Origin of the sequence: Modestobacter sp. Leaf380, assembly GCF_001424485.1 — a bacterium.
Lineage (GTDB): Bacteria > Actinomycetota > Actinomycetes > Mycobacteriales > Geodermatophilaceae > Klenkia.
The window spans coordinates 391302-415629 of sequence record NZ_LMQC01000020.1 but is presented as its reverse complement, the minus strand read 5'-3'; the positions used below and the strand labels follow the sequence as shown (position 1 = coordinate 415629).

The window sequence follows — 24328 nt, the reverse complement described above, 5'->3', positions numbered from 1 at the left end:
CGCGCTCAGGCGGTCCGGTCGACCAACCGGGGCAGGTCGGCGAACACCGCGTCCAGCACGCAGTGCCCGGCGCCGAGCAGGCCGGCCCGCGGTCCGGCCAGGCTGACCACGACCTCCAGGCCGTCGGTCACCAGCGGCGGGCTCTGGGCGTAGACGGCGGACCGGACGCCCGCGACGAAGGCCTCGGCCTGGCTGAGCCAGCCGGCGAGCACGAGCCGGTCGGGGTTGACCAGGTTGACGATGGTGGCCAGCACCGTGCCGGTCCGGCTGCCCGCCTCGCGCAGCAACCGGGTCGTCTGCGGGTGGGCGTCGCGGGCCAGGTCGAGCAGGGCGTCGACGCCGGTGACCTCGACGCCCTCCTCGCGCAGCCGGGTGGCCAGCGCGGCACCGCTGGCGACGGCGTCCAGGCAGCCGACCCGGCCACAGGAGCAGGCGACCGGCTCGGCGTCGGGCACGGTGACGTGGCTGATGTCGCCGGCGAAGCCCCGGGCACCGCGCTGCAGGACGCCCTGCACGACGATCCCGCAGCCGATCCCGGACCCGGCCTTGACCAGCACCAGGTGCTCGGGTGAGGGGTCGGTGGCGTGCTCCCCGAGCGCCATCAGGTTCGCGTCGTTGTCCACGACGACCGCGGCCCCCTCGGGCAGGTGGCGGCGGGCGAGGGCCGCGACGTCGGCGCCGTTCCACCCGGGCATCCGCGCCGGGGAGGTCACCACACCGGCCGGGAACGACACCGGGCCCGGGACGCCGAGACCCAGCCCGAGCAGCCGTCCCGCGTCCGGGCCCTGCTCCTGGTGCAGCTGGGTCAGCACCCCGGACACGGTGCCCAGGACGGCGTCCGGGCCGTCGGCGACCCGCACCGGCACCCGGCGCTCGGCCAGCACCGCGCCGCTGACGTCGAGCACCGCACAGTCCGCGTGCTGCTCCCCCAGCCCGACCGCGCCGACGACACCGAGGCCGCGGGCGAGGGCCAGTCGGCGGGGCGGTCGTCCGCTGCCGGCGGCCGGGCCGTCCACCTCGGCGAGCACCCCGGTGCGCAGCAGCTCCTCCACCCGGCCGGCGACCGTGGTGGGCGAGGCGCCGGTGAGCCGGGAGAGCTCGGCGCGCGAGCTCGCCCGCCCGGAGCGGAGCAGGGACACCAGGGAGGCAGGGGACCCGGGTCGGGCCGGGGGGTCGACGCGCACGGCGGCAGTAGAGCACGCAGGGGGTCGAATGTCCCGGTGGTTAAAACTCTTTTGGATTAAGTCGCAGGCCTTTTGCATGCAACCAGTGGGTGCTTAGTGTTCGCGGCGTCACAGCCCCGGTCCACCCGTCGAGAGGAGCACCCGTGTCCGTCGCACCCGGCAGCGCGATTCCGATGGTCAGCCTGCGGTCGGTCGACAAGCACTTCGGCGACCTGCACGTGCTCCGCTCCGTCGACCTCGACGTGGCCGCCGGCGAGGTGGTCGTCGTCATCGGCCCGTCCGGGTCGGGCAAGTCCACCCTGTGCCGAACGATCAACCGGCTCGAGCCGATCGACTCCGGCCAGGTGCTGGTCGACGGCGTCCCGGTGCCCGCCGAGGGCGCCGCGCTGGCCCGGCTGCGCGCCGACGTCGGCATGGTCTTCCAGTCCTTCGACCTCTTCGCGCACAAGACCGTGCTGGACAACCTCTGCCTGGCCCCGGTGATGGTCCGCGGCACCCCGCGGGCCCAGGCCCGCCGCGAGGCGCTGGAGCTGCTGGAGCGGGTGGGCATCGCCGACAAGGCCGGCCACTTCCCCGCCCAGCTCTCCGGGGGCCAGCAGCAGCGCGCGGCGATCGCCCGCGCCCTGGCCATGCGGCCCAAGGTGATGCTCTTCGACGAGCCCACCTCGGCCCTGGACCCGGAGATGGTCGCCGAGGTGCTGGCGGTCATGACCTCGCTGGCCGAGGACGGCATGACGATGGTCGTGGTCACGCACGAGATGGGCTTCGCCCGCCGGGCCGCCGACCGGGTGGTCTTCATGGACGCCGGCGCGATCGTCGAGGTCGCCCCGCCCGAGGAGTTCTTCGCCGGCGGCGGCAGCGCCCGCACCCGCAGCTTCCTGTCCGCGGTGCTGTCGCACTGACCCCTGATCTCCGGCGCGCGGTCCGCGCTGCCGGCCCTCCCCCCGCCCCGGCGGGTCCGTCGAAAGGCAAGGAATGAGCCGCACCCTCCGGCGACGCTCCACGATCGCCGCTTCCCTCGCGCTGGTCGCCTCGCTCGGCCTCACCGCCTGCGGGGGCTCCGACTCGGGGTCCTCCGCCGTGCCGCCCTCCGCGGGCGGGGGCGGGGAGGACGTCCTGCAGGAGGTCTACGACGACGCACCGGTCGCCGAGGCGGCGGCGTTGCTCTCGGACTCCACGATGGCCGAGATCCGCGAGCGCGGCGTGCTGCGCGTCGCGGCAGCACTGGACGCCCCACTGCTGAGCCAGCAGGACCCCAGCAACCCCGACGACGTCCAGGGCTTCGACATCGACCTGGCCAAGCTGCTGGCCATCTACATCATCGGCGAGCCGAACATCGAGATCGTGCCGCCGGCCTCGGAGACCCGGGAGGCGCTGCTGACCAACGGCACCGTCGACGTCGTCTTCAACACCTACACGATCACCGAGGAGCGGGCCGAGCAGATCTCGTTCGCCGGCCCCTACTTCGTCTCCGGACTGGCCGTCGCCGTGCGCGCCGACGAGGAGGAGATCCAGGGCATCGAGGACCTGGGCGGGCGCACCGTCATCGTCGGGGCGAACACCCCCGCGGTCACCGCGGTGCCCGAGGAGCAGCCCACCGCCGAGGTGGTCAGCTTCGCGACCGACCCGCAGGCCGTGCAGGCCCTGACCCAGGGCCGCGGCGACGCCTACGTGCAGGACTACACCCTGCTCGCCGCCGACGCGGAGTCCAACGACGGCATCAAGGTCGTGGGCCAGCCCTTCACCGAGGAGGCCTACGGCATCGGCCTGCCGCCGGAGGACCAGGACTTCAAGGACTTCGTCAACGACTGGCTCGAGCAGGTCTACGCCGACGGCTCCTGGGCCGCGGTCTTCGACGCCACCCTCGGCACGGTCGGCGACGGCAGCACGCCCGAGCCGCCGGTCATCGGCTCGGTCCCCGGCTCCTGACCGGCCCGTCCCACTGACCGCATGAGCAGCAGCAGCGCCGACAGGAGGTCCCGGTGAGCGCTCTGATCGACTCCTGGCCCGCCCTCCTCGCGGGTCTGGGCACCACCGTGCTCGTCCTGGTCACCTCCGCCGTGGGGGCCCTCGTCCTGGGGGTCCTGGTGACGGTGGCCCGGGTCAGCCCGGTCCCCGTCCTGCGCGCGGCGGCCTTCGGGTACGTCCAGGTGCTGGTCAACGTGCCCCTGCTGGCGCTGCTGCTGCTCGCCGTCTTCGCCCTGCCCGACGCCGGGCTGATCGCCCCGCTGACGGTGACCGCGATCATCGTGCTCACCGTCTACGAGGCCGCCTACGTCGCCGAGGCCCTCCGCAGCGGGATCAACACCGTCCCGCGTGGACAGGTCGAGGCGTCCCGGGCGCTGGGCTTCACGCTCGCCCAGACGCTGCGGCTGGTCGTCGTCCCCCAGGCGGCCCGGGCCGTCGTCCAGCCGCTGGGCAACGTGCTCATCGCGCTGCTGATGAACACCGCCCTGGCAGCCACCGTGGGGGTCGTCGAGCTGACCTCGGCGGTCAACAAGGTCAACCTGGTCCAGGCCCAGCCGATCCCGATCTTCGGCGCGGCCGGGCTGGTCTACATGGCGCTGGCCCTGGTCATCGGGCTGGGCGCCGGCCGCATCGAGAAGAAGGTGGCGATCCGGCGATGAGGGCCCGCAGGGTCTCCGAGACCGCCTACCTCTACGACGAGCCCGGGCCGCGCGCCCGCCGCCGCATCCGGATCGCCTCGGCGGTCAGCGTGCTGGTGCTGGCCGGGCTGCTGGCACTCGCGCTGGTCCAGTTCGGCTCCCGCGGGCAGCTGGACGCCGACCGCTGGACGCCGTTCCTGTCCTGGCCGATCTGGGAGTACCTGCTCGTCGGCCTGCGCGGCACGCTGCTGGCCGCCGCCGTCGTCGCCGTCCTGGGCGGGGTGCTGGGCGTGCTGCTGGCGCTGGGCCGGCTGAGCCCGGTCCGTCCGCTCCGCGTGCTGTGCACCGGGTTCATCGAGGTCTTCCGCACCCTGCCGGTGCTGCTGCTGATCTACCTGATGCTCTTCGGGCTCCCGGCCTACGGGATCAACCTGCCGGTGCTGTGGAAGCTCGTCGTCCCGCTCACCATCGCCAACGCCGCCGCGTTCGCCGAGATCGTCCGCGCCGGGGTGCTCAGCCTGCCCCGCGGGCAGTCCGAGGCCGGCGCCTCGCTGGGGATGCGACGCCTGCAGGTGATGCGCGCCGTCGTCCTCCCCCAGGCGCTGCGCGCGGTCACCCCGTCGCTGGTGGTCCAGCTGGTGAGCCTGCTCAAGGACACCTCGCTGGGCTACGTCGTGGCCTACACCGAGCTGCTCTACCGGGCCCAGGTGCTCAGCTCCTACAACCGGCTGCTGATCCAGACCTTCCTGGTCGTCACCCTCGTCTACCTCGTCGTCAACGGTGCGCTGTCCGCGCTGGCCTCCCGCATGCGCCGCCGGACCACGCGCACCGCCGCCCCGGTCGCCGCTGCCGTCCCCCCGCAGCAGGGCGCACCCGCACCCACCGTGGAGGCCCCCCGTGGCTGAGCACCCCGTCGTCACCCCCGCCCCCGTCCTGGCCGAGCTGGCCGTCGTCGTCCGGTCCGGGTTGGTCGAGAGCCGGCACCTGGGTTCGCTGGTCGCGCTGGGCGCCGACGGCACCCCGGTCCTGGAGCTCGGCGACCCGGACGCCGTCGTGCTGCCGCGCTCGACCACCAAGCCGCTGCAGGCGCTGGCCTGCCTGGAGGCCGGCGCCCCGCTGGAGGGCCCCGCGCTGGCCATCGCCGCGGGCTCGCACACCGGCGAGGACCGGCACGTCGAGGTCGTCCGGGCGGTGCTGGCCCGGGCGGGGCTGGACGAGTCCGACCTGCGCTGCCCGCCGGACCTGCCCGAGGACGAGGAGACCCGGCTGCGCCTGCTGCGCGCCGGTGAGGGCCCCTCCCGGGTGCGGATGAACTGCTCGGGCAAGCACGCCGCGATGCTGTCGGCCTGCGTCGCCGCCGGCTGGCCCACCGAGGGCCACCTGGACGCCGACCACCCGTTGCAGCAGCACGTGCGCACCGTCGTGGCCCGGGAGATCGGCGCGCCGGTCGGGCACACCGCCGTCGACGGCTGCGGCGCAGCCCTCTTCGGGACGACGGTGCGCGGCCTGGCGACCGCCTTCCGCTCGCTGGCGCTGGCGCCGTCGGGCAGTCCGGCCGCCCAGGTCGCCGCCGCGATGCGCGCGCACCCGGAGTTCGTCGGCGGCCGCGGGCACGTCAACAGCCGGCTGATGGCCGACCTCCCCGGCGTGCTGGCCAAGGGCGGGGCCGAGGGCGTCATCGGGGTCGCCGGGCCGCGGGGCCAGGCCGTGGCGATGAAGGTCGTCGACGGCAGCCCCCGTGCCACCACCGTGGTCGCGCTGGCCGTGCTGCGCGGCCTGGGCGTGGACACCTCGGCCGTGGCCGACCTGACCTCGGTGCCCGTCCTCGGTGGCGGGGTCCCCGTCGGCGCGGTCCTGCCCGGCGCGGCGCTGGCCGCCTGGTGACGACCGTCGAGATCTGCGTCGAGGACGTCGAGGGCGCGCTGGCCGCGGCCGGCGCCGGGGCCGACCGGGTCGAGCTGTGCGCCGCCCTGTCCGAGGGCGGGGTGACCCCGAGCGCCGGCACCCTCGCCGCGCTGGGCACCCGCGCACCCGCGCTGTCGGTCACCGTCCTGGTCCGCCCCCGCGGCGGGGACTTCGTGCACTCCCCCGTCGAGCTGGACGTGGTGTGCGCCGACATCGCCGCAGCCCGCCGCACGCTGCCCGTCGTCGGGGTCACGGTCGGCCCGCTGAGCCCGCGCGGCCGCATCGACCGCGCCGCGCTGGACGCGATGGTCGCGGCCGCCGGCTCCGCGCCGGTGACCTTCCACCGGGCCTTCGACACCCTGGCCGACCAGCCCGCCGCGCTGGCGGAGCTGGTGGACGCCGGGGTCAGCCGGGTGCTCACCTCCGGCGGGGCGGCCACCGCGGCCGAGGGCACCGCCGCGCTGCGCGACCTGGTGGCCGCGGCAGCCGGGCGGATCGAGGTGATGGCCGGCGGCGGCGTGCGCGCGGGCAACGTCGCGGAGCTGGTCGCCGCCACCGGTGTCCCGGCCGTGCACCTGCGCGCCGCCCGCACCGTGCCCTCGCCCGGGCACCGCAGCACCACCGGCGTCTCCTACGACCCCGGCACCCGCACGATCACCTCCACCGACGAGGTCGCTGCCGTCGTCGCTGCCCTCCGGGAAGGGCGGGCCGGGTGACCGCGGAGCCCGACCGGGCCGTGCTCGGGCTCGACGTCGGGGGCACCACCACCAAGGCGCTGCTGGTCGACGTCGCCGGGCGGGTGCTGGTCGAGGACGTCCGGCCCACGCCGGCCGGACCCGACCCGGTCGGCCACCTCGCCTCCGAGCTGGACCGCCTCAGGGCCGTGGCCACCGGACGCGGCCTGACCGTCGTCGGGGCAGGGGTGGTCACCCCGGGCCTGATCGAGGAGTCGACCGGGACCGTGCACTACGCCTCCAACCTGGGCTGGCGTGACCTGCCGCTGCGGTCGGCCCTGCAGGACCGGGTGGCCGTGCCGGTGACCACCGGGCACGACGTCCGGGCGGCCGGGCTGGCCGAGCGGCTGCTGGGGGCAGCCCGCGGGGTCGACGACGTGCTGCTGCTGACCCTGGGCACCGGGATCGCCGCGGCCCTGGTCAGCGGCGGGTCCGAGGTCACCGGCGGCACGGGCGCGGCCGGCGAGGTCGGCCACGCACCGGTCCGGCCCGGCGGTGAGCGGTGCACCTGCGGCCAGCGAGGCTGCCTGGAGGTCTACGCCTCCGGGGCCGGCGTCGCCCGGCGCTACGCCGCCCGCACCGGCGTCACCCGGTCGGCCGCCGAGGTCGTCGCCCGGCTCGGTGCCGACGACGACGCCACCGCGGTGTGGGCGGACGCGACGTCCGCACTGGCCGACGCGCTGGTCACCGCGACCCTGCTGCTGGACCCCTCGGTCGTCGTCCTCGGTGGCGGGCTGGCCCGGGCCGGCAGCGCGCTGGTGGACCCGGTGGCCGAGGGTCTGGCCGCCGGGCTGACCTGGCGGGCCGCCCCGCCGGTGCGGCTGACCCCGCTGGGTCCGGCGGCCGGCTGCCTGGGCGCGGCGGCGATGGCCATGGCCCACGCCGGGCTGGCCGGGCTGCTGGCCGACTGGCCGGCGCCTCAGCCGCGGCCCAGCTCCAGCGTCGTCGTCACCTCGTAGCGGTCGCCCCGGTAGACCGACCGGGTGTGCTCGACCGGGCGGCCGCCGGAGCGGGCCACCCGGTCGAAGGCCAGCACCGGGGCGCCGGCCGGCAGGCCGAGCAGGACCGCGGTGTCCGGGTCGGCGGCGGTCGCGCGCACGGACTGCTCGGCGCGGTCCACGGTCGCGCCGTAGACCTCGCCCAGCAGCGTGTAGACCGAGCCGGTCAGGTCGTGGGCGTCCAGGTCCGGGGCCACGTCGGCGGCGTACCAGCCGTCGTCGACGGACATCGGTGCCTCGTCGGCCAGCCGGAGCCGGCGCAGGTGCCAGGCGGGCTCGTCCGGGGCCAGCGCGAGCGCCTGCCGGGTGGCCGGCGGCGGGTCGGCCAGCGCCAACCCCAGGACGACGGTGGAGGGCGTGAGCCCCATCCGGCGCATGTCCTCCGCGAAGGACGCCAGGTGCAGCCGGGACCGCGCGGGCCGCTCGCCGACGAACGTGCCCGACCCGGGCACCCGGACCAGGACGCCCTCGGCGACCAGCTGGCCGACGGCCTCGCGCACGGTGATCCGGCTGACGCCGTGCAGCTCGCACAGCCGGCGCTCCGAGGGCAGCGCCGCACCTGCGGGCAGCTGGGTGGCGAGCTCGACGAGGCGGGCGCGCAGCTGCTCGTGCTTGGCCGTGGGCCCCCGGGTGATCGGGTCGCTCACCAGCCCTGCTCGGTGAGCTTGTGGGCCAGGACGTAGCGGGCGTAGTCGGCCCGCTGCAGGCCGGCGGCCGCGGCCTCGTCGACGACCAGGGTCACGTGCGGGTGCAGCTGCAGCACCGAGCCCGGGCAGGACGCCGTCACCGGACCCTCGGCGGCGGCGGCCACCGCGGCCGCCTTCCCGTCGCCGGTGGCGACGAGCACCAGGTGCTCGGCGTCGGAGATGGTGCCCAGGCCCTGGGTCAACACGTGCCGCGGCACGGCCTCGACGTCGCCGTCGAAGAACCGGGCGTTGTCGCGGCGGGTCTGCTCGGTGAGGGTCTTGACCCGGGTGCGGCTGGCCAGCGAGGAGCCCGGCTCGTTGAACCCCACGTGCCCGTTGGCGCCGATGCCCAGCACCTGGACGGCGACCGGCCGCAGCGACGTCACCAGTGCCTCGTAGTCCCGGGCGGCCTGCAGCGGGTCCGCCGAGGACCCGTCGGGCCCGTGCACCCGGTCCGGGTCGATGCCCAGGGCGTCGGTGAGCTCGCGGCGGATGACCGCGCGGTAGGACTCCTGGTGCCCGGCGGGCAGGCCGACGTACTCGTCGAGCAGCACCGCGGTGACGGCGGCGAAGGACAGCCCGGCCTCGTGCCGGGCGACCAGCTCGCGGTAGGCCAGCAGCGGGGAGGACCCGGTGGCCAGGCCGATCGTGACCTCGCCGGGGGCGTGCTGCACCGCGGCGCTCACCACGTCGGCGACCACCCGGCCGCAGTCCTCGGGGGTGGGCAGGACGACGACCTCCACGGTCAGTTCTCCTCTCGGTGCACCCGGACCCCGGCGGCGTACACCGCGGCGGGGACCAGGTCGGGGGTGGTGACCAGCACGTCGGCGCGCCGGCCGGGGGTCAGTTCGCCCACCTCGGCGTCGAGGCCGAGCAGCCGGGCGGGGGTGCGGGTGGCAGCCGTGACCGCGGCGGCCAGGTCGACGCCGGCGTCCCGGACGGTGCGCCGGAGCACGTCGGCCAGCGTCGCGGTGCCCCCGGCGATGGCGCCCGGGTCGGCGGTCAGCCGGGCCACGCCGTCCCGGACGGTGACGTCGAGGGCGCCCAGCCGGTAGGCGCCGTCGGGCTGCCCCGCTGCGGCCATGGCATCGCTGACCAGCGCGACGTGGTCCGGTCCGACCAGCTCGAAGACCGTCGCGACGGTCTCGGGGGCCAGGTGCACGCCGTCGGCGACGAGCTCCACGACCAGGTCCCCGCGGGCCGCGGCGGCCAGGCACGCGGCGACCGGACCGGGTGCCCGGGACAGCAGCGGCGGCATGCCGTTGAACAGGTGGGTGGCACTGGCCCGTGGGCCCGCGCGGCGGACCCACCCGGTGGTGGTCGCGGCGTCGGCGTCGGTGTGGCCCAGGCTGGGCAGCACCCCGTGCATCCGGCAGACGGCGAGCAGCTCGGCGGCGTGCGCGGTCTCCGGGGCCACGGTCACCGACCGGACCAGCCCGGTGGCCAGCAGCGCGTCGAGCTCGGCCGGGTCCCCCGGCCGGAGCGCGGCGGGGTCCTGGGCACCGCAGCGGGCGGGTGACAGGTACGGGCCCTCCAGGTGCACCCCGGCGACCAGGTCGCCGACCAGGGGGGCCAGCACCGCCAGCCGCTCGCGGAGGACCTCGGGTGCCGCGGAGACCAGCGAGGCCAGCAGCGTCGTCGTCCCGGCGGCCCGGTGGTGCCTCGCCGCCCGCCGGACGCCGGCCTGGTCGCTGTCGGGGAAGGACCCGCCGGCACCGCCGTGGCAGTGCACGTCGACCAGACCGGGGAGCAGGAGCAGGTCGGTGGCCGGCGGCGGGTCGGGGTGCTCGGCGGCCGGGCCGACGTGGGTGACCCGGTCACCGTCCAGCACCACGACGGCGTCGTCGACGACGCTGCCGCCGGAGACCAGGCGTCCACGCAGGGCGGTGGGCACGGGTCCTCCTCTGGCACGTATGACCGGTCATGACCAGTGTGCCGGACGGGACGTGTCGACCACCAGCGCGGTCCCCGCACCGGGCCAGGGGCGTACGGCGACCGCGCCTGGGCGCGGGCGGCGGGGTGGCGACGGACGAGTCGGCCTGTACGCCGGGTTCTGTCCCCGGGCGCCTCGCGGCGGTCCCGGTGGGCGGTCATCCATCTAGGCCTGCGGTTGCCCGCAGGCTCGAGCGGTCTACCCGGAGACTCGGGCGGGCAGCCCTCGAACGCCTCCGCAGTGCAGCGGCGGACCGCTGCACCTTCCTGACCTTGCTCCGGGTGGGGTTTACCGAGCCACACCGGTCACCCGGTGTGCGGTGGTCTCTTACACCGCCGTTTCACCCTTACCAGCGGCGAACCGCTGGCGGTCTGTTCTCTGTGGCACTGTCCCGCGGGTCACCCCGGGTCGCTGTTGACGACCACCCTGCCCTGTGGAGCCCGGACGTTCCTCGGGGTGCAGGGTCTCCCCCGCACCACGCGACCGCCCAGCCGACTCGTCCGTCGTGCCCGCGACCCTACCGGGCCCGGCTCACCCCCAGAAGAGCCGGAAGCCCACCCGCCGGTCGCCGTCCTCGGTCAGGGTCGCCGAGTCGATCTGTCGACGTGCCTGCTCGTCGACCGGGTCGTCGCTGAGTGCCCCCAGGTAGACGGCGTGCTCGGCCAGCGAGGCCACCGCCCGCTCGACCCCGGCGGTGACGTCGACGGTGTGCGGCGGCTCCCCGATCGTCTGGACGGCGACGTACTCGACGCCCGACCACGGGTCGCCGGCCAGGTCCGGGAAGATCCACTCGTTGCCGGCGTCGGCGACGGCGTCCAGCACGGAGCGGGACAGCGCGCGGTGGTCGGCGGAGTTCCAGGCTGCCGGGGTGACGTCGGGCGTCGTCCAGGTGTCCCCGCCGTGCAGGGTGACGACGAGGTCGGGCCGGTGCCGGCGGAGTGCGGCGGCGAGGTCGCGGCGCAGCGCCGGGCCCTCGACCAGGGTGCCGTCCCGGTGGTCGAGGAACTCGACCTCGGTGACGCCGACGACCGCGGCCGACCGGCGTTCCTCCTCCTCGCGCAGCGGCCCGGCCTGCGCCGGTGGCATGCCGGCGATGCCGGCCTCGCCGCGGGTGGCCAGCAGGTAGCGGACCTCGTGGCCGGTGTCGGTCCAGACGGCGACCGCGGCGGCCACGCCGTACTCGATGTCGTCGGGGTGGGCGGCGACCACGAGGGCGCGGGACCAGTCGGTCGGGAAGGGTGCGGGCACGGGCCCGAGTCTGGCCCGCCGGTCAGCCGGCGGCGACGCGGAGCAGCTCGGCGGCCAGCAGCCCGGGCGCGCTGACCATCGGGTCGCGCCCGGTGGCCAGCTCCACCACGTCCCAGCCGGGCTGGGACCGCACCCGCGCCCGGGAGGGGTCGATGGTCGGCAGCGGTGGGGTGGTGCAGTCCAGGAAGGTGCGGGACCGGGCCAGCCAGCGCGGCAGGGAGAAGTCGACCGGGTCGTCGTAGACCCCGCCGGGCTGCGGGGTCTGCCGGCGGTCGACCCAGGCCGCGTCGCCGCCGGTGAGCCCGAAGGCGGATGCCGGGGGCGGCGGGAGCGCGCCGGTCGCGGCGATGGTGGCCCGGCGCGCGGCCGCCGTCTCCGGCGGGCTCAGGGAGGACCAGCACTCCCCCGGCGCCGGGACGACGGCGTCGACGTAGACCAGCGGGCCCACGGCGTCACCGAGCACGTCAGCTGCCGCGGTCACCGGCACGCCGCCGTAGCTGTGCCCCACGAGCACCGCGTCCCGGCACTCCTCCGCCCGCACGGCAGCGACCACGTCGGCCACGTGGGTGGCCACGGTGACCGCGGGGCCCAGCAGGTGCGCCTTCTCCCCCACCCCGGTCAGCGAGACGGTGACCGCGCGGGCTCCGGCGTCGGCCAGCAGCGGGAGCACCCGGCGCCAGCACCACGCGCCGTGCCACGCACCGTGGACGAGCACCAGGTCACGCACGGCGCCCATCCTGGCCCGTCGCGGGGCTCAGTGGGTGGGCGTGGCCTCCGGCGTCCGGTCGGCGGACCGCTCGCCGTCGCCGGGGCGGGCGCTCCGCGGGACGGGCCCGCGGACCATGAGCACGACCAGCAGCGCCCCGACGAGCCCGGCCGCGCCGGCGACCAGCAGGACGTCGCGCAGCCCGTCGGCGTAGGCGGCGGTCAGCAGGTCGGTCAGCCCCGCCCGGGCCTCCTCGGGCGCGGAACCGACGATCTGCTGGGCCTGCCCGCCGGACAGTGCGGATGCCGTCCCGGCCGGGTCGGGCGCGCCGCCGTCGGTGAGCCGGGCCGTGGCGCCGGCGGAGAAGACCGACCCCAGGACGGCGACGCCGACCGCGAAGCCCAGCTGGCGGGCGGTGTTGACCGCACCGGAGGCCATCCCGCTGCGCTCCCGCGGCACCGAGGACAGCGCGGCCGACGTCACCACGGGGTTGGAGATGCCGACGCCCAGACCCAGCACGGCCAGGCCGGGCACGAGGATCCCCCAGCTGGCCCCGGCGTCGACCCGGGCCATCAGCAGGCTGCCGATGCCGATGACGGCCAGCCCGATCGTCAGGGTGACGCGCGGCGGTGCGTCGGACAGCAGCCGGCCGGTGAGCGCGGCGGTGGCGAAGGAGACCGCCGACAGCGGGATGAACACCGCCCCGGCCTGCAGCGGGCTCAGCCCCAGGATCGACTGCAGCCACAGCGAGAGGTACAGGCTGCCGGCGAACGCGGACAGGTTCAGCAGCAGCGAGCCGATCATGATGCCGCTGAACCGGCCGCTGCGGAACAGCCGCAGGTCCAGCATCGGCGCCTCGCGGTGCAGCTCGAGGAACACCCACCCGGCCAGCACCGCGACACCGGCCACGATCGGGCCCCACGAGCCGACCGACGACCAGCCGTTGGCAGCGGCCTCGACCAGGCCGTAGACGACCGCGCCCGCACCCACGGTGAACGCGGCGATGCCCGGGACGTCGGGCTGCGGGGCGCCGGACTGCTTGGACTCGGCGACCACCCGCAGGGTCAGCACGACGGCGAACACGCAGATCGGCAGGTTGACCAGGAAGATCCAGCGCCAGGACAGCTCGGTGAGCAGGCCGCCCAGGATGGGGCCGGCCGCAGCGGCGGCACCGACGACGGCACCCCAGATGCCGAAGGCGGTCCCCCGGTCCCGGCCGGTGTAGATCGCGTTGATCAGCGCGATGGTGGTGGCGAACATGGCCGCGGCACCGATGCCCTGCACCGCGCGGGCCGCGATGAGCAGGCCGGCGTCCGGCGCGAGGCCGCAGGCCAGCGAGCTGACCGCGAAGAGCACGAGCCCGGACAGGTAGAGCCGCCGCCGGCCGTACAGGTCGGCCAGCGAGCCCGCGCCCAGCACCAGCGCGGCGAGCGCCAGGGCGTAGACGTCGACGACCCACTGCAGCTGGTCGAACGACGTCCCCAGGGACGAGGCGATGTCGGGCAGCGCGACGTTCACGATCGTGACGTCGATGAGCAGCATGAACGTGCCGGCACAGACCGCGACGAGCGGCCACCACTTGCGCATGGCGCCCAGCATGCCCGGTCGTTGCCCTGGTCAACCGCTCCGGGGCCCCACTGTCCCGACCTGCGGAAGTGCTGGTGGTCACAGCACTCCCGCAGGCCGGGGAGGGGTCAGGCGGCGGGGACCTCGGTGGCGGGGTCGCCGTCGGTCGCCGCGAGCAGCTGCGGGACGAGCCGCTCGTAGATGAAGGGCAGGCTCAGCGCCGTGACGAAGGAGAACGCCGTGCCGTAGTCGTCGGAGCCGGGGACGTAGAACGCCCGGCCCTCGGTGGCGACCGGGAGCGCCGCGTAGGCGCCGTTGGAGGTGATGGCGTCCTGCTCGTCGCCGACGTCGGCCAGCCAGACGAGGGCGTCGAGGTCCAGCAGGTCGACCCGCTCGGCGCTGATGTTGCCGCCGAAGGCATCGGGCAGCTGCGCGGTGAGCTCCTCGGGGTAGACCATCCCGAGGTCGGTCATCAGCCGGCTGCGCGGGTCGGTCGGGCCGTAGACGTACACGCCCTCGAAGGGCGCGGCCACCGCCGCGGTCTGCCCGGCCAGGTCGGGGTTGTCCGCGGCGTACTGCGCGATCGTCGCCTCGGTCTCGGTGACCAGCTCCTCGGCGGCCTCCGGGCGGCCCACGGCCAGCCCGACCGAGGTCAGCTCGTCCTGCCAGCTGATCCCGTAGCTGGGCACGTCACCGGGCTGCGCGACGACCGGCGCGATCGCCGACAGGGTGTCGAAGTCCTCCTGGGTCAGCCCGGCGTACAGGGCGATGATCAGGTCGGGCTGCTCGGCGGCGATCTGCTCGAACTGGATGCCGTTGGACAGGTTGTCGATCAACGTCGGCGTCTCGGCGTCCCCGAGCAGGTCCTCGGCCCACGGGTAGACCGCGCCCGGGGTGTCGTCCAGCCAGGCCGACGTGGCGACCGGGACGACGCCCAGCGCGAGCAGGTCGTCCTGCTCCTTGAGCCCGACGGTGACCACCCGGGTGGGTTCCTCCTCGATGGTGGTCTCACCGAACGTGTGCTCGATGGTCACCGGGAAGGCACCCTCCTCGGCACCACCGGAGGACGACGCCGTCGCCGCGGCGTCGGAGTCGTCACTGCTGCTGCCCCCGCACGCGGTGAGGACCAGGGCGGCACTGGTGACGAGGGCGGCGACCGGCGCGAGCCGGCGTCGGGTGGTGCGAGAGGACACGGTGTTCTCCGAAGGTCAGGTAGGTGAGGCTCACCTACCTTAGGCGACCCTCACCTCGACCTGGCGACCCGGAGGGCGGCGGCCACCATGGGCACCTGGAAGGGCAGCCGGGCCAGCGCCACCGTCCGCCGCCGCCCGCGCAGCGCACGCACCGTGTGCAGGTGCGCCGGGACGAAGGCCGCCAGCAGGCCCGCGGCGGCCCAGCCACCCAGCCACCGCGTGCCGGGGACGGCGAGCAGCCCCGCCGTCGCCAGCTCCGCCACCCCGCTGCCGGTCACCCACGGCCGGGCCGGGCCCAGCTCCGGCGGCACCATCCAGTCGAAGGTCCGCGGCCGGACCAGGTGCAGCACCCCCGACCCGCCCAGCGCCACGGCCAGTCCTGCTGCACGCACGTCGATCCCCATGGGGTGACCGTAGGCTCGCCGGTCGTGTCCGCCGTCGACCTCCTCATCGCCGCGGGGGTGGCCCTGCTCGCCGGGGGCGTCAACTCCGTCGCCGGCGGTGGTTCGCTGATCCTCTTCCCCACCCTGGTCGCCCTCGGGCTCCCCACGGTGGCCGCGAACGTCACCAACTCCGTCGCCCAGTGGCCGGGCTACCTGGGCGCGGTCATCGGGTTCCGCGACCACTACCGCGGGCAGCGCCGCCGGCTGGTGGCCATGTCGGTGGCCGCGGTGCTCGGCGGGACGGCGGGGAGCATCCTGCTGCTGACCACGCCGTCCTCGGCCTTCGACACGGTGGTGCCGGTGCTGGTGCTGCTGGCCAGCCTGCTCATCGGGTTCCAGCCCCTGCTGACCCGGAGGCTGAAGGCAGCCGAGACCGACGGCGAGCGCCGCGACCCGGTCTGGCTGTACGTCGTGGTGTTCCTGGCCTGTGTCTACGGCGGCTACTTCGGCGGTGCCCTCGGCGTCATCCTCACCGCGGTGCTGGCGGTCGGGCTGGGCCGCCTGAAGCTGGCCAACGCGATCAAGAGCCTGCTGGCGCTGGTCACCGCCAGCACCACCGTCGTCGTCTTCGGGTTCTTCGGGCCGGTCGACTGGCTGCTGGTCGCGGTCTGCGCGCCGGCCGCGCTGGTCGGCGGGTTCCTCGGTGCCCGGGTCGCCTCCAGGATCCCCAGCAACCCGCTGCGGGCGTTCATCGTGGTCTTCGGCGTCGCGGTCGCGGTCTACCTCTTCCTGCGCGCGTGACCGTCGACGCAGTCGCCCTGGTCGTCGCCGGGGTGCTGCTGGTGGCCAGCCTGGTCGCCGCCGTCGTCGACTCCCCCCGGGTCCCCGGTGCGGCCATCGCCGTCCCCGGGGCTGTGCTGCTGACCGCGCTGGGCGTCGTCGGCTGGCCCGACGCCGAGGCCACCGTCCGCGAGGTCGCCCCCACCGTCGGGTTCCTCGTGGTGATCCTGCTGCTGGCCGACCTCGCCGACCGGGAGGGCCTGTTCACCTGGTCGGCCGCGGTCACCGCGCGGCGGGCCGGCCGCTCGCCGCAGGGCCTGCTGGTGCGGGTGGTGGCGCTGTCCGCCGTCGTCACCGCGGTGCTCAGCCTGGACGCCACCGTCGTCCTGCTGACCCCGGTCGTGCTCGCCACCGCCGCCCGGATGCGGGTGCCCTCCCGGCCGCACGCCTACGCCGCCGGCCACCTGGCCAACTCGGCGTCCCTGCTGATGCCGGTCTCCAACCTGACCAACCTGCTCGCGTTCGCCGCGACCGGGCTGACCTTCCTGCACTTCACCGCCCTGATGGCCGCTCCCTGGGTGGTGGCCGTGCTGGTCGAGTACGCGGTGCTGCGCTGGTTGTTCCGGGCCGACCTGCGGGTGCCCGTCGGCGACCCGGTGCACGAGGTGCCCCCGCCCCCCGTGCTCGCGCTGGTCGTCGTCGGGCTGACCGTGCTGGGCTTCGGCGTCGCCTCGCTGACCGGGCTCTCACCGGTCTGGCCGGCGCTCCTGGGCGTGCTGGTGCTGGCCGGCAGGCAGCTGGGCACGCGGCGGACCGGGCTCGGCGACCTGGTGACGGCGGCCAACCTGCCGTTCGCGCTGTTCGTGTTCGGCCTGGCCGTCATCGTGCTGGCCCTGCAGGTGAACGGCCTGGAGCGGCTGCTGACCGCGGTGCTGCCGGCCGGGGACGACCTGCTGGCGCTGCTCGGCGTCGCCGCCGTCGCCGCGGTGGTCGCGAACCTGCTCAACAACCTCCCGGCGACCCTGGCCCTGCTGCCCGCCGCCGCGGTCGGCAGCACACCGACGCTGCTCGCGGTGCTCATCGGGGTGAACGTCGGCCCGAACCTGACCTACGTGGGGTCGCTGGCCAACCTGCTGTGGCGGCGGGTCTTCGCGGCATCGGGCGGCGAGTCACCCGGCGCGGCCCGGTTCAGCCTGGTCGGCCTGGCCACCGTGCCGCTGACCCTGGTACTGGCCACCGTCGCCCTCTGGGCCGCCCTCCAGCTCTGACCCCACCCGCCTCGGCATGGGATCCCCCGCATATCGCTGAGGGCGCCAGCCGTATGCGGGGGATCCCATGCCGAGGCGGGGCGGGGCTCCATGCCGCAGCGGGGCGGGGCTCCATGCCGCAGCGGGGCGGGGCTCCTCGCCACGGCGGGGCGGGGCTACTCCCCGCCGCGGCCCGGGTCGCCGATGGCGATCATCGCCTCGACCGCCTTGCGGGCGCGGTCGGCGACGTCGCGGGGCACCTCGATCGCGCCGTAGCCGGTCTGCAGCGTCCGCAGCAGCTTCGCCGGGGTGATCATCTTCATGTAGCGGCAGGCGGCGCGGTCGTTCATCGGGATGAAGTCCGTGGTGCCGTTGAGCGCCCGCAGCTGGTGCAGGATGCCGACCTCGGTGGCCACCAGCACCTGCCTGGCCCGGGTCGCCGCCGCGGCGTCGGCCATGCCACCGGTGGACAGCACCCGCGTCCGGTCGGCGGGCAGGTCCCCGTTGCTGACCAGGTCCAGCACGGAGGTGGTGCAGCCGCACTCGGGGTGCACCAGGATCTCGGCGTCCGGGTGCGCGGCGATCTGCGACCGCACGTCGGCGGGGCTGATGCCGGCGTGCACGTGACACTCCCCCGCCCAGATCCGGATGTTCTGCCGGCCGGTGACGCGCTTGACGTGGGCGCCGAGGAACTGGTCCGGGCAGAAGAGGATCTCGCGGTCCTCGGGGATCGACCGGACGACGTCGGCGGCGTTGGAGGAGGTGCAGCAGACGTCGGTCTCGGCCTTCACCGCGGCCGTGGTGTTCACGTAGCTGACCACGATGGCGCCGGGGTGCTCGGCCTTCCACTCGCGCAGCTGCTCGGCGGTGATCGAGTCCGCCAGTGAGCACCCGGCGTCCAGGTCGGGCAGCAGCACCGTCTTGTCCGGGGACAGGATCTTCGCGGTCTCGGCCATGAAGTGGACGCCGCAGAACACGATCTCCCGGGCGTCGGTCTCCGCGGCCACCCGGGACAGGTAGAGCGAGTCCCCGGTGTGGTGGGCGACGTCCTGGATCTCGGGCACCTGGTAGTTGTGCGCCAGCACCACGGCGCCGCGCTCGTCGGCCAGCCGGCGGACCTCGGCGGCCCACTCCTCGTACTGCGCCGGGGAGAGGGTCCGCTCGTCACCGACGACGGAGGGGGCGGACGGGGCGATCGTCACGGGGACTCCCTGGGGAGGGGCTGTGGGGACGGTGACCATGATCCCCCGTCCGGCGGGGACACCGGCGGCCGCCCTGACCGTACGATCTGCGGGTTCACCCGATGCTCAAGCTCTTGAGGACCTGACCTCCATGCGCCGTCGTCCGCTCGCCCTCGCCCTCCTCGCCTCCGCGACCCTCGCGGTCACCGCGTGCGCCCCGCAGGAGTCCTCCACCGACTCCTCCGCCTCCGGGGGCAGCGGCGGTGGGTCCTGCGCCCCCGCCGACCTGGACACCGTCGCCGAGGACACCCTCACCATCGCCACCGACGAGCCGGCCTACGAGCCGTGGGTCGTCGACGACGACCCGACCAACGGCCAGGGCTACGAGTCCGCGGTGGCCTACGCCGTCGCCGAGCAGCTCGGGTACTCCGAGGACCAGGTCGAGTGGACCCGGGTGCCGTTCAACTCGGCCATCTCCCCCGGCGACAAGCCCTTCGACTTCGACGTCAACCAGTTCACGATCAACGACGAGCGCCGCCAGGCCGTCGACTTCTCCTCGCCGTACTACACGGCCACCCAGGCCGTCGTCACCGTCGGTGGCTCGGCGGCCGAGGGCGCGACCTCCCTCGACGACCTGCGCGACCTGCGCCTGGGCGCCCAGGTGGCGACCACCAGCCTCACCGTGCTGACCGACGTCATCGACCCGACCACCGACCCGGTCGTGTTCAACACCAACGACGACGCCAAGCTCGCCCTGCAGAACGGCCAGGTCGACGCCATCGTCGTGGACCTGCCGACCGCCTTCTTCATCAGCAGTGCCGAGCTGGACGACGGCGTCATCGTCGGTCAGGTCGCGGACTCCGGTGAGTCCGGCGACCAGTTCGGTCTGCTGCTGAGCAAGGACTCCCCGCTGACCGACTGCGTCACCCAGGCCGTGGACGCCCTGGAGGAGGACGGCACGCTGGCCGACCTGCAGCAGCAGTGGCTCTCCGACGCCGCCGACGCCCCGGTCCTGAACTGACCGCGTCCCTGACCGGCGGCGCCCCGGGGCTCCCGGCGCCGTCGCAGCTCGAGCTGGACCGGCGGGCCTTCCGGGCCCGCCGGTCTCGGCGCTCCACCCTGGTCGCGCTGGTGTCGACCCTGGTGTTCGCGGTCGTCGTCTACGTCGGGGTCACCAACTCCCCCGGCTGGCCCCGGGTGCAGACGACGTTCTTCTCGCTGTCCAACGCCCGCGAGGCCTTCCCCGACATCCTGCGCGGGCTCTGGCTCAACGTGCAGGTGCTGGTCATCGGCGGGCTGTGCGTGCTGGTGCTGGGCCTGGGCATCGCCGTGCTGCGCACCCTGCGCGGCCCGGCGTTCGCCCCGCTCCGACTGCTGGCCACCGGCTACGTGGACCTCTTCCGCGGCATGCCGCTGATCATCACGCTGTACCTGGTCGGCTTCGGCCTGCCCGCGCTGCGGCTGCAGGGGCTCCCCACCTCGCCCTTCGTGCTGGGCACGCTGGCGATCGTGCTGACCTACTCGGCCTACGTCGCGGAGGTCTTCCGGGCGGGCATCGAGTCGGTGCACCCCAGCCAGCGCGCTGCCGCCCGCTCGCTGGGCCTCTCGCACCGGCAGACGACCCGGATCGTTGTGCTGCCCCAGGCCGTCCGCAACGTCACCCCGGCGCTGCTCAACGACTTCGTCGCCCTGCAGAAGGACGTCGGCCTCATCTCGGTGCTCGGCGCGGTCGACGCCGTCCGAGCCGCGCAGATCGAGGTCGGCCAGACCTTCAACTTCACCCCCTACGTGGTGGCCGGGCTGCTGTTCGTGCTGCTCGCCGTCCCCTCGGCGCGGATCGCGGACGGCGTCGCCGCCCGGGCCCGTCGTCGTCAGCAGAGCGGGAGCGTCCTGTGAGTGCCGTCCTCGACGTCCGTGGCGTGGTGAAGGCCTTCGGCGACAACGTGGTCCTCCGCGGGGTCGACCTGTCGGTCGACGAGCACCAGGTGGTCGCCCTCATCGGCGGCTCCGGGTCGGGCAAGTCCACCCTGTTGCGCTGCACGTCGCTGCTGGAGACGGTGGACGACGGCCAGGTGCTCCTGGACGGGGAGGACGTCACCGACCCGCGGGTGGACGCCGACGCCGTCCGCCGCCGGCTGGGTGTGGTCTTCCAGGCCTTCAACCTGTTCCCGCACATGACGGTGCTGGACAACGTCACGCTGGCCCCCACCGTGGTGCACGGCCGCTCGAGGGCCGACGCCCGCGAGGAGGCGCACGCGCTGCTGACCCGGATCGGGCTGGCCGACAAGGCCGGCGAGTACCCCGACCGGCTGTCGGGCGGTCAGCAGCAGCGGGTGGCGATCGCCCGGGCGCTGGCGGTGCACCCCCGGGTGCTGCTGCTCGACGAGATCACCTCGGCGCTGGACCCCGAGCTCGTCGGTGAGGTGCTGCGGGTGGTCCGTGAGGTCGCCGCGCAGGGCATGACCATCGTGATGGCCACCCACGAGATGGGCTTCGCCAAGCAGGTCGCGGACACCGTCTGCTTCCTGGACCAGGGCGTGGTGCTGGAGTCCGGCCCGCCCGAGCAGGTGCTGGGCGAGCCGGTCGAGGCCCGCACCCGGCAGTTCCTGTCGAGGGTCATCGACGCCGGCCGCCTGTAGGGGGTGCCGCCTGTGGGGCCTTCAGCCCCGCAGGTGGCTGGTGTCGTTGACCAGCCGGACGGAGCTCCCGCCGTCGGAGGTCCAGGTGACCGTCGACAGCGACGCCGCCTCCAGGAACACCTTGTAGACGACCTCGTCGCCGACGCCCAGGCCGGCCGCCAGCATCAGCTTGATCGGCGTCACGTGGGTGACCAGCAGGACGGTCTTGCCCGCGTGCCGCTCCAGGATCCGGGCGCGGGCGGCCGCGACCCGGGTGGAGACGTCGACGACGGACTCCCCACCGGGCGGGCGGACGTCGACAGCGGTGCGCCAGCGCCGGAACGCCAGCGGGTTCGCGGCCAGCGCCTCGGCGGCGGTGAGGCCCTCCCAGCCGCCGAAGTCCAGCTCGCGCAGGTCCCGGTCGACCTCGATGCCCTGGTCGAGCACCTCGGCGACGGCACCGGCGGTCTGCCGGCACCGCTTGAGCGGGGAGGACACGATGACGTCGATGCCCAGCCCGGCCACCGCGGCCGCAGCGGCGGCGGCGTCGGCCCGGCCCAGGTCGGACAGGTCCAGGTCGGAGCTGCCGGAGAACCGGCGGTCCGGGGTGTGCAGCGTGCGGCCGTGCCGGAGCAGGTGCGTCGTGGTGGTGACGACGGGGGCCGGCGGCGCGGGCGGGGCGGCGTCCTCGACCACGACCGAGGGCGCCTCGAGGTCCCGGTGCACCGGCCGGCCGTCCATCGCGGAGTTGGCCAGCGCGTCGGCGGCGGAGTTCTGCGCGCGCGGGATCCAGGTGTAGCGAACCTGACCGAGCTGGCGGGCGATGTCGCGGGCCTGGACGGCCAGCTTCTTCATGTCCGGGTGCTTGATCTGCCAGCGGCCCGACATCTGCTCGACGACCAGCTTGGAGTCCATCCGGACCTCCACCGAAGCGGTGGGGTCGATGCCCAGCGCGGCCTCGAGGCCGGCGACCAGGCCGCCGTACTCGGCCACGTTGTTGGTGGCCCGGCCGACCGAGGCGGCCCGCTCGGCGAGCAGTGCGCCGGTGTCGGCGTCCTTGACCAGTGCGCCGTAGCCGGCCGGCCCCGGGTTGCCCCGGGACCCTCCGTCGGCCTCGATGAGGAGGCGCCGGCTCACAGCCCGGACTCGGCGGTGCGGACCAGGATCCGGTTGCAGTTCTCGCAGCGCAGCACCAGGTGCGGGTCGGCGTTGCGGGCGGCGGCGAGCTCGGTGCCGTACAGCTCGATCCGGCAGCCCTCGCAGCGACGGGCGTGCAGCGGGGCGGCACCGGTGGACCCGGTCTGCTTGGCGACCCGGTCGTAGAGGGCCAGCAGCGGCGCCGGGACGGTCGCAGCCACCTCGCCGCGCTTGACGGTGTGGGTCTGCTCGCCCTCGGCGACCTCGGCCAGTGCCGCGTCGCGGAGCTCCTCGGCCCGGGCCTGCTCGGCCTGGGCCCCCTCCAGACCGGCCTGGGCGGTGGCCAGGGTGGCGTCGGCGGCCTCCCGGCGCTCCATCAGCTCGAGCACCTGGTCCTCCAGGTCGCCCTGACGGCGGGCCAGGGACTCCATCTCCTGCTGCAGGCTGGTCATCTCCTTGGGCGTCGCCGCCCCGGAGTCCAGCTTCTGCTGGTCGCGGGCCGAGCGGGCCCGGACCGTGTCGACGTCGGCCTCCAACCGCTTCTGCTCACGGTCGAGGTCACGGACCTCGGTCTGCGCGCGCACGACGTCGGCGGAGAAGGCCCGCTGGGCCTCCTCCGCGGCGGTCACGGCGGCGTTCTCGGGAAGGGTGCGCCGGCGGTGGGCGAGTTGCGCGAGCGCGACGTCCTCCGCGGCGAGTGCCAGCAGTCTCTGCTGGTCGAAGTGGTCGGCCTGCACCCGTCCAACCTACCTGCGTCGGGCGGGGTCACCCACCGGCGCCGGCACCGGCGTCCCCACAGGGCGTTGGGACTCAGCCTGCGGAGCTGCCGCCGACCTCGGCGTACGCGGCCTGGGGGACGTGCAGGGTCCACGGGTCGGTGCGGCGCCGGCTGACGGCGACGTCGACGCGCGCGCCCAGGTCGCGGTGCAGCACGTCGGCGGCCACCGGGAGCCAGGGCCACTCGGAGGCGTAGTGGGCCACCTCGCACAGCGCCGGCCCGGCGACCTCCATCGCCTCGGACACCGGGTGGTGCTTGAGGTCGCTGGTCAAGAAGACGTCGGCGCCCGCTGCAGCGGCCGCGGCCATCAGCGAACCACCGCTCCCGCCGCAGACGGCGACCGTGCGTACCAGGCGGTCCGGGTCACCCGCCACCCGGACGCCGGCCGCGGTCGCCGGCAGCACGGCGGCCGCCCGCTCGGCGAACTCGCGCAGGGTGATCGGGTGGTTGAGCGTGCCGAGCCGGCCCAGGCCCGCCCGGGTGGGGGTCGAGGAGTTCTCGAAGAAGGCGTAGCCCGGGTCCTCGTAGGGGTGCCACTCGTGCAGGGCGCGGACGACCTCCTCGCGCTGGGCGCGCGGCACGACCATCTCCAGCCGGGTCTCCGGAACCCGCTCGAGGGTGCCGTGCGAGCCGATGGCGGGGTGCGTCTCGTCGCCGGGGATGAAGGTGCCGGTGCCGGTGGTCTGCCAGGCGCAGCGGGTGTAGTCCCCGATGACGCCGGCGCCTGCGGCGGACAGGGCGTCGACGAGCCGGTCGCTGTCCTGGACCGGGGAGAACACGACGAGGGTGTCGGTGAGCGGTGCCGCCACCGACTCCAGGGGGACCGTGCCGCCCACGCCCAGGGCCGCGGCGAGAGCGTCGTTGACACCGTGGTCGGCGGCCCGGTCGGCGTTGGTGTGCGCCACGAAGAGCCCGATGCCGGCCCGGATGAGCCGGTGCACGATCGCGCCCTTGGGGTCGTCGGCGGGGACGCCGTGCACGGGGGTCAGCAGCAGCGGGTGGTGGGTGACGACGAGGTCGACGCCGGACTCGATCGCCTCGTCCACGACCGCGGCGGTGGGGTCCACGGCGAAGAGCACGGAGCGGACGGCCTCGGCCGGGTCACCGCAGACCAGGCCGACGGCGTCCCAGTCCTCGGCCAGCGCCGGGTCGTACCGCGCCTCCAGGGCCGCGACGACCTCGGCGAGCGGGGCACCGGGGAGCGGGAGCTCCCGGACCGTCGCCATCGGGTCGGAGATCGCACCGTCGTGCGCCGGGAGTGCCACAGGACCGGACTGTAGGTGAGCTTCCTGGGCTCGGCCTGTCATGCGCGGCCACCCCGCCCCCGCGGGGGTGGGGTGCTGACCTTCCGGTTCACGGGACGCGGTGCTCATCGCCTGGGGTTCGCACTGCGGACACCTCCCGGACGGGTGCACCGGGCCCGGTCCTCCTGTGGCAGATCTCAC

At 75.0% G+C, this 24328-nt stretch carries 25 protein-coding genes and 1 other RNA gene; 12 read left to right on the top strand and 14 right to left on the bottom strand.

From position 1 onward, the window contains the following. Nucleotides 1–5: 5 nt before the first annotated feature. The gene (locus tag ASG41_RS17395; protein ID WP_056297793.1) at nt 6–1184 is read right to left on the bottom strand and encodes an ROK family protein; all 1179 of its coding nucleotides are present in this window, start codon (nt 1182–1184) and stop codon (nt 6–8) included. A gap of 173 nt (nt 1185–1357) precedes the next feature. Here ASG41_RS17395 and ASG41_RS17390 point away from each other — a divergent pair, with 173 nt between their 5' ends. The 7 genes from ASG41_RS17390 to ASG41_RS17360 all read left to right on the top strand — a co-directional run bounded on the left by ASG41_RS17390 (nt 1358) and on the right by ASG41_RS17360 (nt 7388). Beyond that, nucleotides 1358–2086 carry an amino acid ABC transporter ATP-binding protein gene (locus ASG41_RS17390; RefSeq protein ID WP_056298289.1) on the top strand — a complete coding sequence of 243 codons (729 nt, stop codon included), beginning with the start codon at nt 1358–1360 and terminating at the stop codon, nt 2084–2086. Nucleotides 2087–2159: 73 nt separating this feature from the next. Then, nucleotides 2160–3113: a glutamate ABC transporter substrate-binding protein gene (locus ASG41_RS17385; RefSeq protein ID WP_056297788.1), complete on the top strand. Its 954-nt coding sequence runs from the start codon at nt 2160–2162 to the stop codon at nt 3111–3113. A 53-nt stretch (nt 3114–3166) separates the two neighbouring features. Next, nucleotides 3167–3811, top strand: coding sequence for an amino acid ABC transporter permease (locus ASG41_RS17380; protein ID WP_056297786.1), 645 nt, complete (start codon nt 3167–3169; stop codon nt 3809–3811). Beyond that, complete coding sequence (locus tag ASG41_RS17375) at nt 3808–4695, top strand: amino acid ABC transporter permease (RefSeq protein WP_056297783.1); 888 nt, start codon at nt 3808–3810, stop codon at nt 4693–4695. Before ASG41_RS17380 ends, ASG41_RS17375 begins: the two co-directional genes overlap by 4 nt. Next, nucleotides 4688–5674 carry an asparaginase gene (locus tag ASG41_RS17370; protein WP_056297780.1) on the top strand — a complete coding sequence of 329 codons (987 nt, stop codon included), beginning with the start codon at nt 4688–4690 and terminating at the stop codon, nt 5672–5674. The genes ASG41_RS17375 and ASG41_RS17370 overlap by 8 nt, the downstream gene beginning before the upstream one ends. After that, entirely contained in the window at nt 5671–6411 is a 741-nt protein-coding gene (locus ASG41_RS17365; RefSeq protein ID WP_056297779.1) for a copper homeostasis protein CutC, read from the top strand. The genes ASG41_RS17370 and ASG41_RS17365 overlap by 4 nt, the downstream gene beginning before the upstream one ends. Next, nucleotides 6408–7388: an ROK family protein gene (locus tag ASG41_RS17360; protein WP_056297775.1), complete on the top strand. Its 981-nt coding sequence runs from the start codon at nt 6408–6410 to the stop codon at nt 7386–7388. The genes ASG41_RS17365 and ASG41_RS17360 overlap by 4 nt, the downstream gene beginning before the upstream one ends. Here ASG41_RS17360 and ASG41_RS25105 read toward each other — a convergent pair. From ASG41_RS25105 to ASG41_RS17320, 9 genes are all read right to left on the bottom strand, one after another. Next, nucleotides 7349–8074: a GntR family transcriptional regulator gene (locus ASG41_RS25105; protein WP_056297771.1), complete on the bottom strand. Its 726-nt coding sequence runs from the start codon at nt 8072–8074 to the stop codon at nt 7349–7351. The genes ASG41_RS17360 and ASG41_RS25105 overlap by 40 nt on opposite strands. Then, a complete protein-coding gene (gene nagB, locus ASG41_RS17350) occupies nt 8071–8856 on the bottom strand; it encodes a glucosamine-6-phosphate deaminase (RefSeq protein ID WP_056297768.1) in 786 nt (261 codons plus the stop codon). The genes ASG41_RS25105 and nagB overlap by 4 nt, the downstream gene beginning before the upstream one ends. Before the next feature lie 2 nt (nt 8857–8858). Further along, nucleotides 8859–10007, bottom strand: a complete 1149-nt coding sequence (locus ASG41_RS17345) for an N-acetylglucosamine-6-phosphate deacetylase (RefSeq protein ID WP_082557047.1) — start codon at nt 10005–10007, stop codon at nt 8859–8861. 132 nt (nt 10008–10139) lie between these two features. Further along, nucleotides 10140–10545, bottom strand: an RNA gene (rnpB, locus tag ASG41_RS17945) — RNase P RNA component class A. A gap of 32 nt (nt 10546–10577) precedes the next feature. After that, the gene (locus ASG41_RS17340; RefSeq protein ID WP_056297765.1) at nt 10578–11294 is read right to left on the bottom strand and encodes a PIG-L deacetylase family protein; all 717 of its coding nucleotides are present in this window, start codon (nt 11292–11294) and stop codon (nt 10578–10580) included. 22 nt (nt 11295–11316) lie between these two features. Beyond that, nucleotides 11317–12030 (bottom strand): alpha/beta fold hydrolase, encoded by a 714-nt coding sequence (locus tag ASG41_RS17335; RefSeq protein ID WP_056297762.1) that lies wholly within the window; start codon nt 12028–12030, stop codon nt 11317–11319. Between the two features lie 18 nt (nt 12031–12048). Continuing rightward, a complete protein-coding gene (locus tag ASG41_RS17330; RefSeq protein WP_235564873.1) occupies nt 12049–13599 on the bottom strand; it encodes an MFS transporter in 1551 nt (516 codons plus the stop codon). 95 nt (nt 13600–13694) lie between these two features. Continuing rightward, entirely contained in the window at nt 13695–14759 is a 1065-nt protein-coding gene (locus tag ASG41_RS17325; protein ID WP_056297758.1) for an ABC transporter substrate-binding protein, read from the bottom strand. Nucleotides 14760–14809: 50 nt separating this feature from the next. Further along, complete coding sequence (locus ASG41_RS17320) at nt 14810–15163, bottom strand: MauE/DoxX family redox-associated membrane protein (RefSeq protein ID WP_056297755.1); 354 nt, start codon at nt 15161–15163, stop codon at nt 14810–14812. A 24-nt stretch (nt 15164–15187) separates the two neighbouring features. Here ASG41_RS17320 and ASG41_RS17315 point away from each other — a divergent pair, with 24 nt between their 5' ends. Next, nucleotides 15188–15943 carry a sulfite exporter TauE/SafE family protein gene (locus tag ASG41_RS17315; RefSeq protein ID WP_056297752.1) on the top strand — a complete coding sequence of 252 codons (756 nt, stop codon included), beginning with the start codon at nt 15188–15190 and terminating at the stop codon, nt 15941–15943. Continuing rightward, a complete protein-coding gene (locus tag ASG41_RS17310; protein WP_157519486.1) occupies nt 15940–17190 on the top strand; it encodes an SLC13 family permease in 1251 nt (416 codons plus the stop codon). Before ASG41_RS17315 ends, ASG41_RS17310 begins: the two co-directional genes overlap by 4 nt. A 155-nt stretch (nt 17191–17345) precedes the next feature. Here the strand turns inward: ASG41_RS17310 and nadA are convergent, their stop codons facing one another. Beyond that, on the bottom strand, nt 17346–18371 hold the full coding sequence (nadA, locus tag ASG41_RS17305; RefSeq protein WP_235564872.1) for a quinolinate synthase NadA: 1026 nt from the start codon (nt 18369–18371) through the stop codon (nt 17346–17348). Between the two features lie 130 nt (nt 18372–18501). Between nadA and ASG41_RS17300 the strand changes: the two genes are divergently transcribed. Genes ASG41_RS17300 through ASG41_RS17290 form a run of 3 tightly spaced genes read left to right on the top strand, consistent with a single transcriptional unit; the run spans nt 18502 to nt 20989 of the window. Then, nucleotides 18502–19371, top strand: coding sequence for a transporter substrate-binding domain-containing protein (locus ASG41_RS17300; RefSeq protein ID WP_056297749.1), 870 nt, complete (start codon nt 18502–18504; stop codon nt 19369–19371). Continuing rightward, entirely contained in the window at nt 19332–20246 is a 915-nt protein-coding gene (locus ASG41_RS17295) for an amino acid ABC transporter permease (protein WP_200939037.1), read from the top strand. The genes ASG41_RS17300 and ASG41_RS17295 overlap by 40 nt, the downstream gene beginning before the upstream one ends. Further along, nucleotides 20243–20989, top strand: coding sequence for an amino acid ABC transporter ATP-binding protein (locus tag ASG41_RS17290; RefSeq protein WP_056297746.1), 747 nt, complete (start codon nt 20243–20245; stop codon nt 20987–20989). Before ASG41_RS17295 ends, ASG41_RS17290 begins: the two co-directional genes overlap by 4 nt. A 21-nt stretch (nt 20990–21010) precedes the next feature. Here ASG41_RS17290 and ASG41_RS17285 read toward each other — a convergent pair whose 3' ends face one another. From ASG41_RS17285 to ASG41_RS17275, 3 genes are all read right to left on the bottom strand, one after another. Further along, nucleotides 21011–22105: a bifunctional RNase H/acid phosphatase gene (locus tag ASG41_RS17285; RefSeq protein ID WP_056297742.1), complete on the bottom strand. Its 1095-nt coding sequence runs from the start codon at nt 22103–22105 to the stop codon at nt 21011–21013. Continuing rightward, nucleotides 22102–22842, bottom strand: a complete 741-nt coding sequence (locus ASG41_RS17280) for a zinc ribbon domain-containing protein (RefSeq protein ID WP_056297739.1) — start codon at nt 22840–22842, stop codon at nt 22102–22104. The genes ASG41_RS17285 and ASG41_RS17280 overlap by 4 nt, the downstream gene beginning before the upstream one ends. A gap of 73 nt (nt 22843–22915) precedes the next feature. Beyond that, nucleotides 22916–24148 carry a Nif3-like dinuclear metal center hexameric protein gene (locus ASG41_RS17275; protein ID WP_235564871.1) on the bottom strand — a complete coding sequence of 411 codons (1233 nt, stop codon included), beginning with the start codon at nt 24146–24148 and terminating at the stop codon, nt 22916–22918. Nucleotides 24149–24328 lie beyond the last annotated feature (180 nt).

Coding starts and splice junctions, on each gene's coding strand:
- ASG41_RS17390 (WP_056298289.1), top strand. CDS start 1,358: ATGGTCAGCCTGCGGTCGGTCGACAAGCACTTCGGCGACCTGCACGTG.
- ASG41_RS17385 (WP_056297788.1), top strand. CDS start 2,160: ATGAGCCGCACCCTCCGGCGACGCTCCACGATCGCCGCTTCCCTCGCG.
- ASG41_RS17375 (WP_056297783.1), top strand. CDS start 3,808: ATGAGGGCCCGCAGGGTCTCCGAGACCGCCTACCTCTACGACGAGCCC.
- ASG41_RS17335 (WP_056297762.1), bottom strand. CDS start 12,030: ATGGGCGCCGTGCGTGACCTGGTGCTCGTCCACGGTGCGTGGCACGGC.
- ASG41_RS17330 (WP_235564873.1), bottom strand. CDS start 13,599: ATGCTGGGCGCCATGCGCAAGTGGTGGCCGCTCGTCGCGGTCTGTGCC.
- ASG41_RS17320 (WP_056297755.1), bottom strand. CDS start 15,163: ATGGGGATCGACGTGCGTGCAGCAGGACTGGCCGTGGCGCTGGGCGGG.
- ASG41_RS17300 (WP_056297749.1), top strand. CDS start 18,502: ATGCGCCGTCGTCCGCTCGCCCTCGCCCTCCTCGCCTCCGCGACCCTC.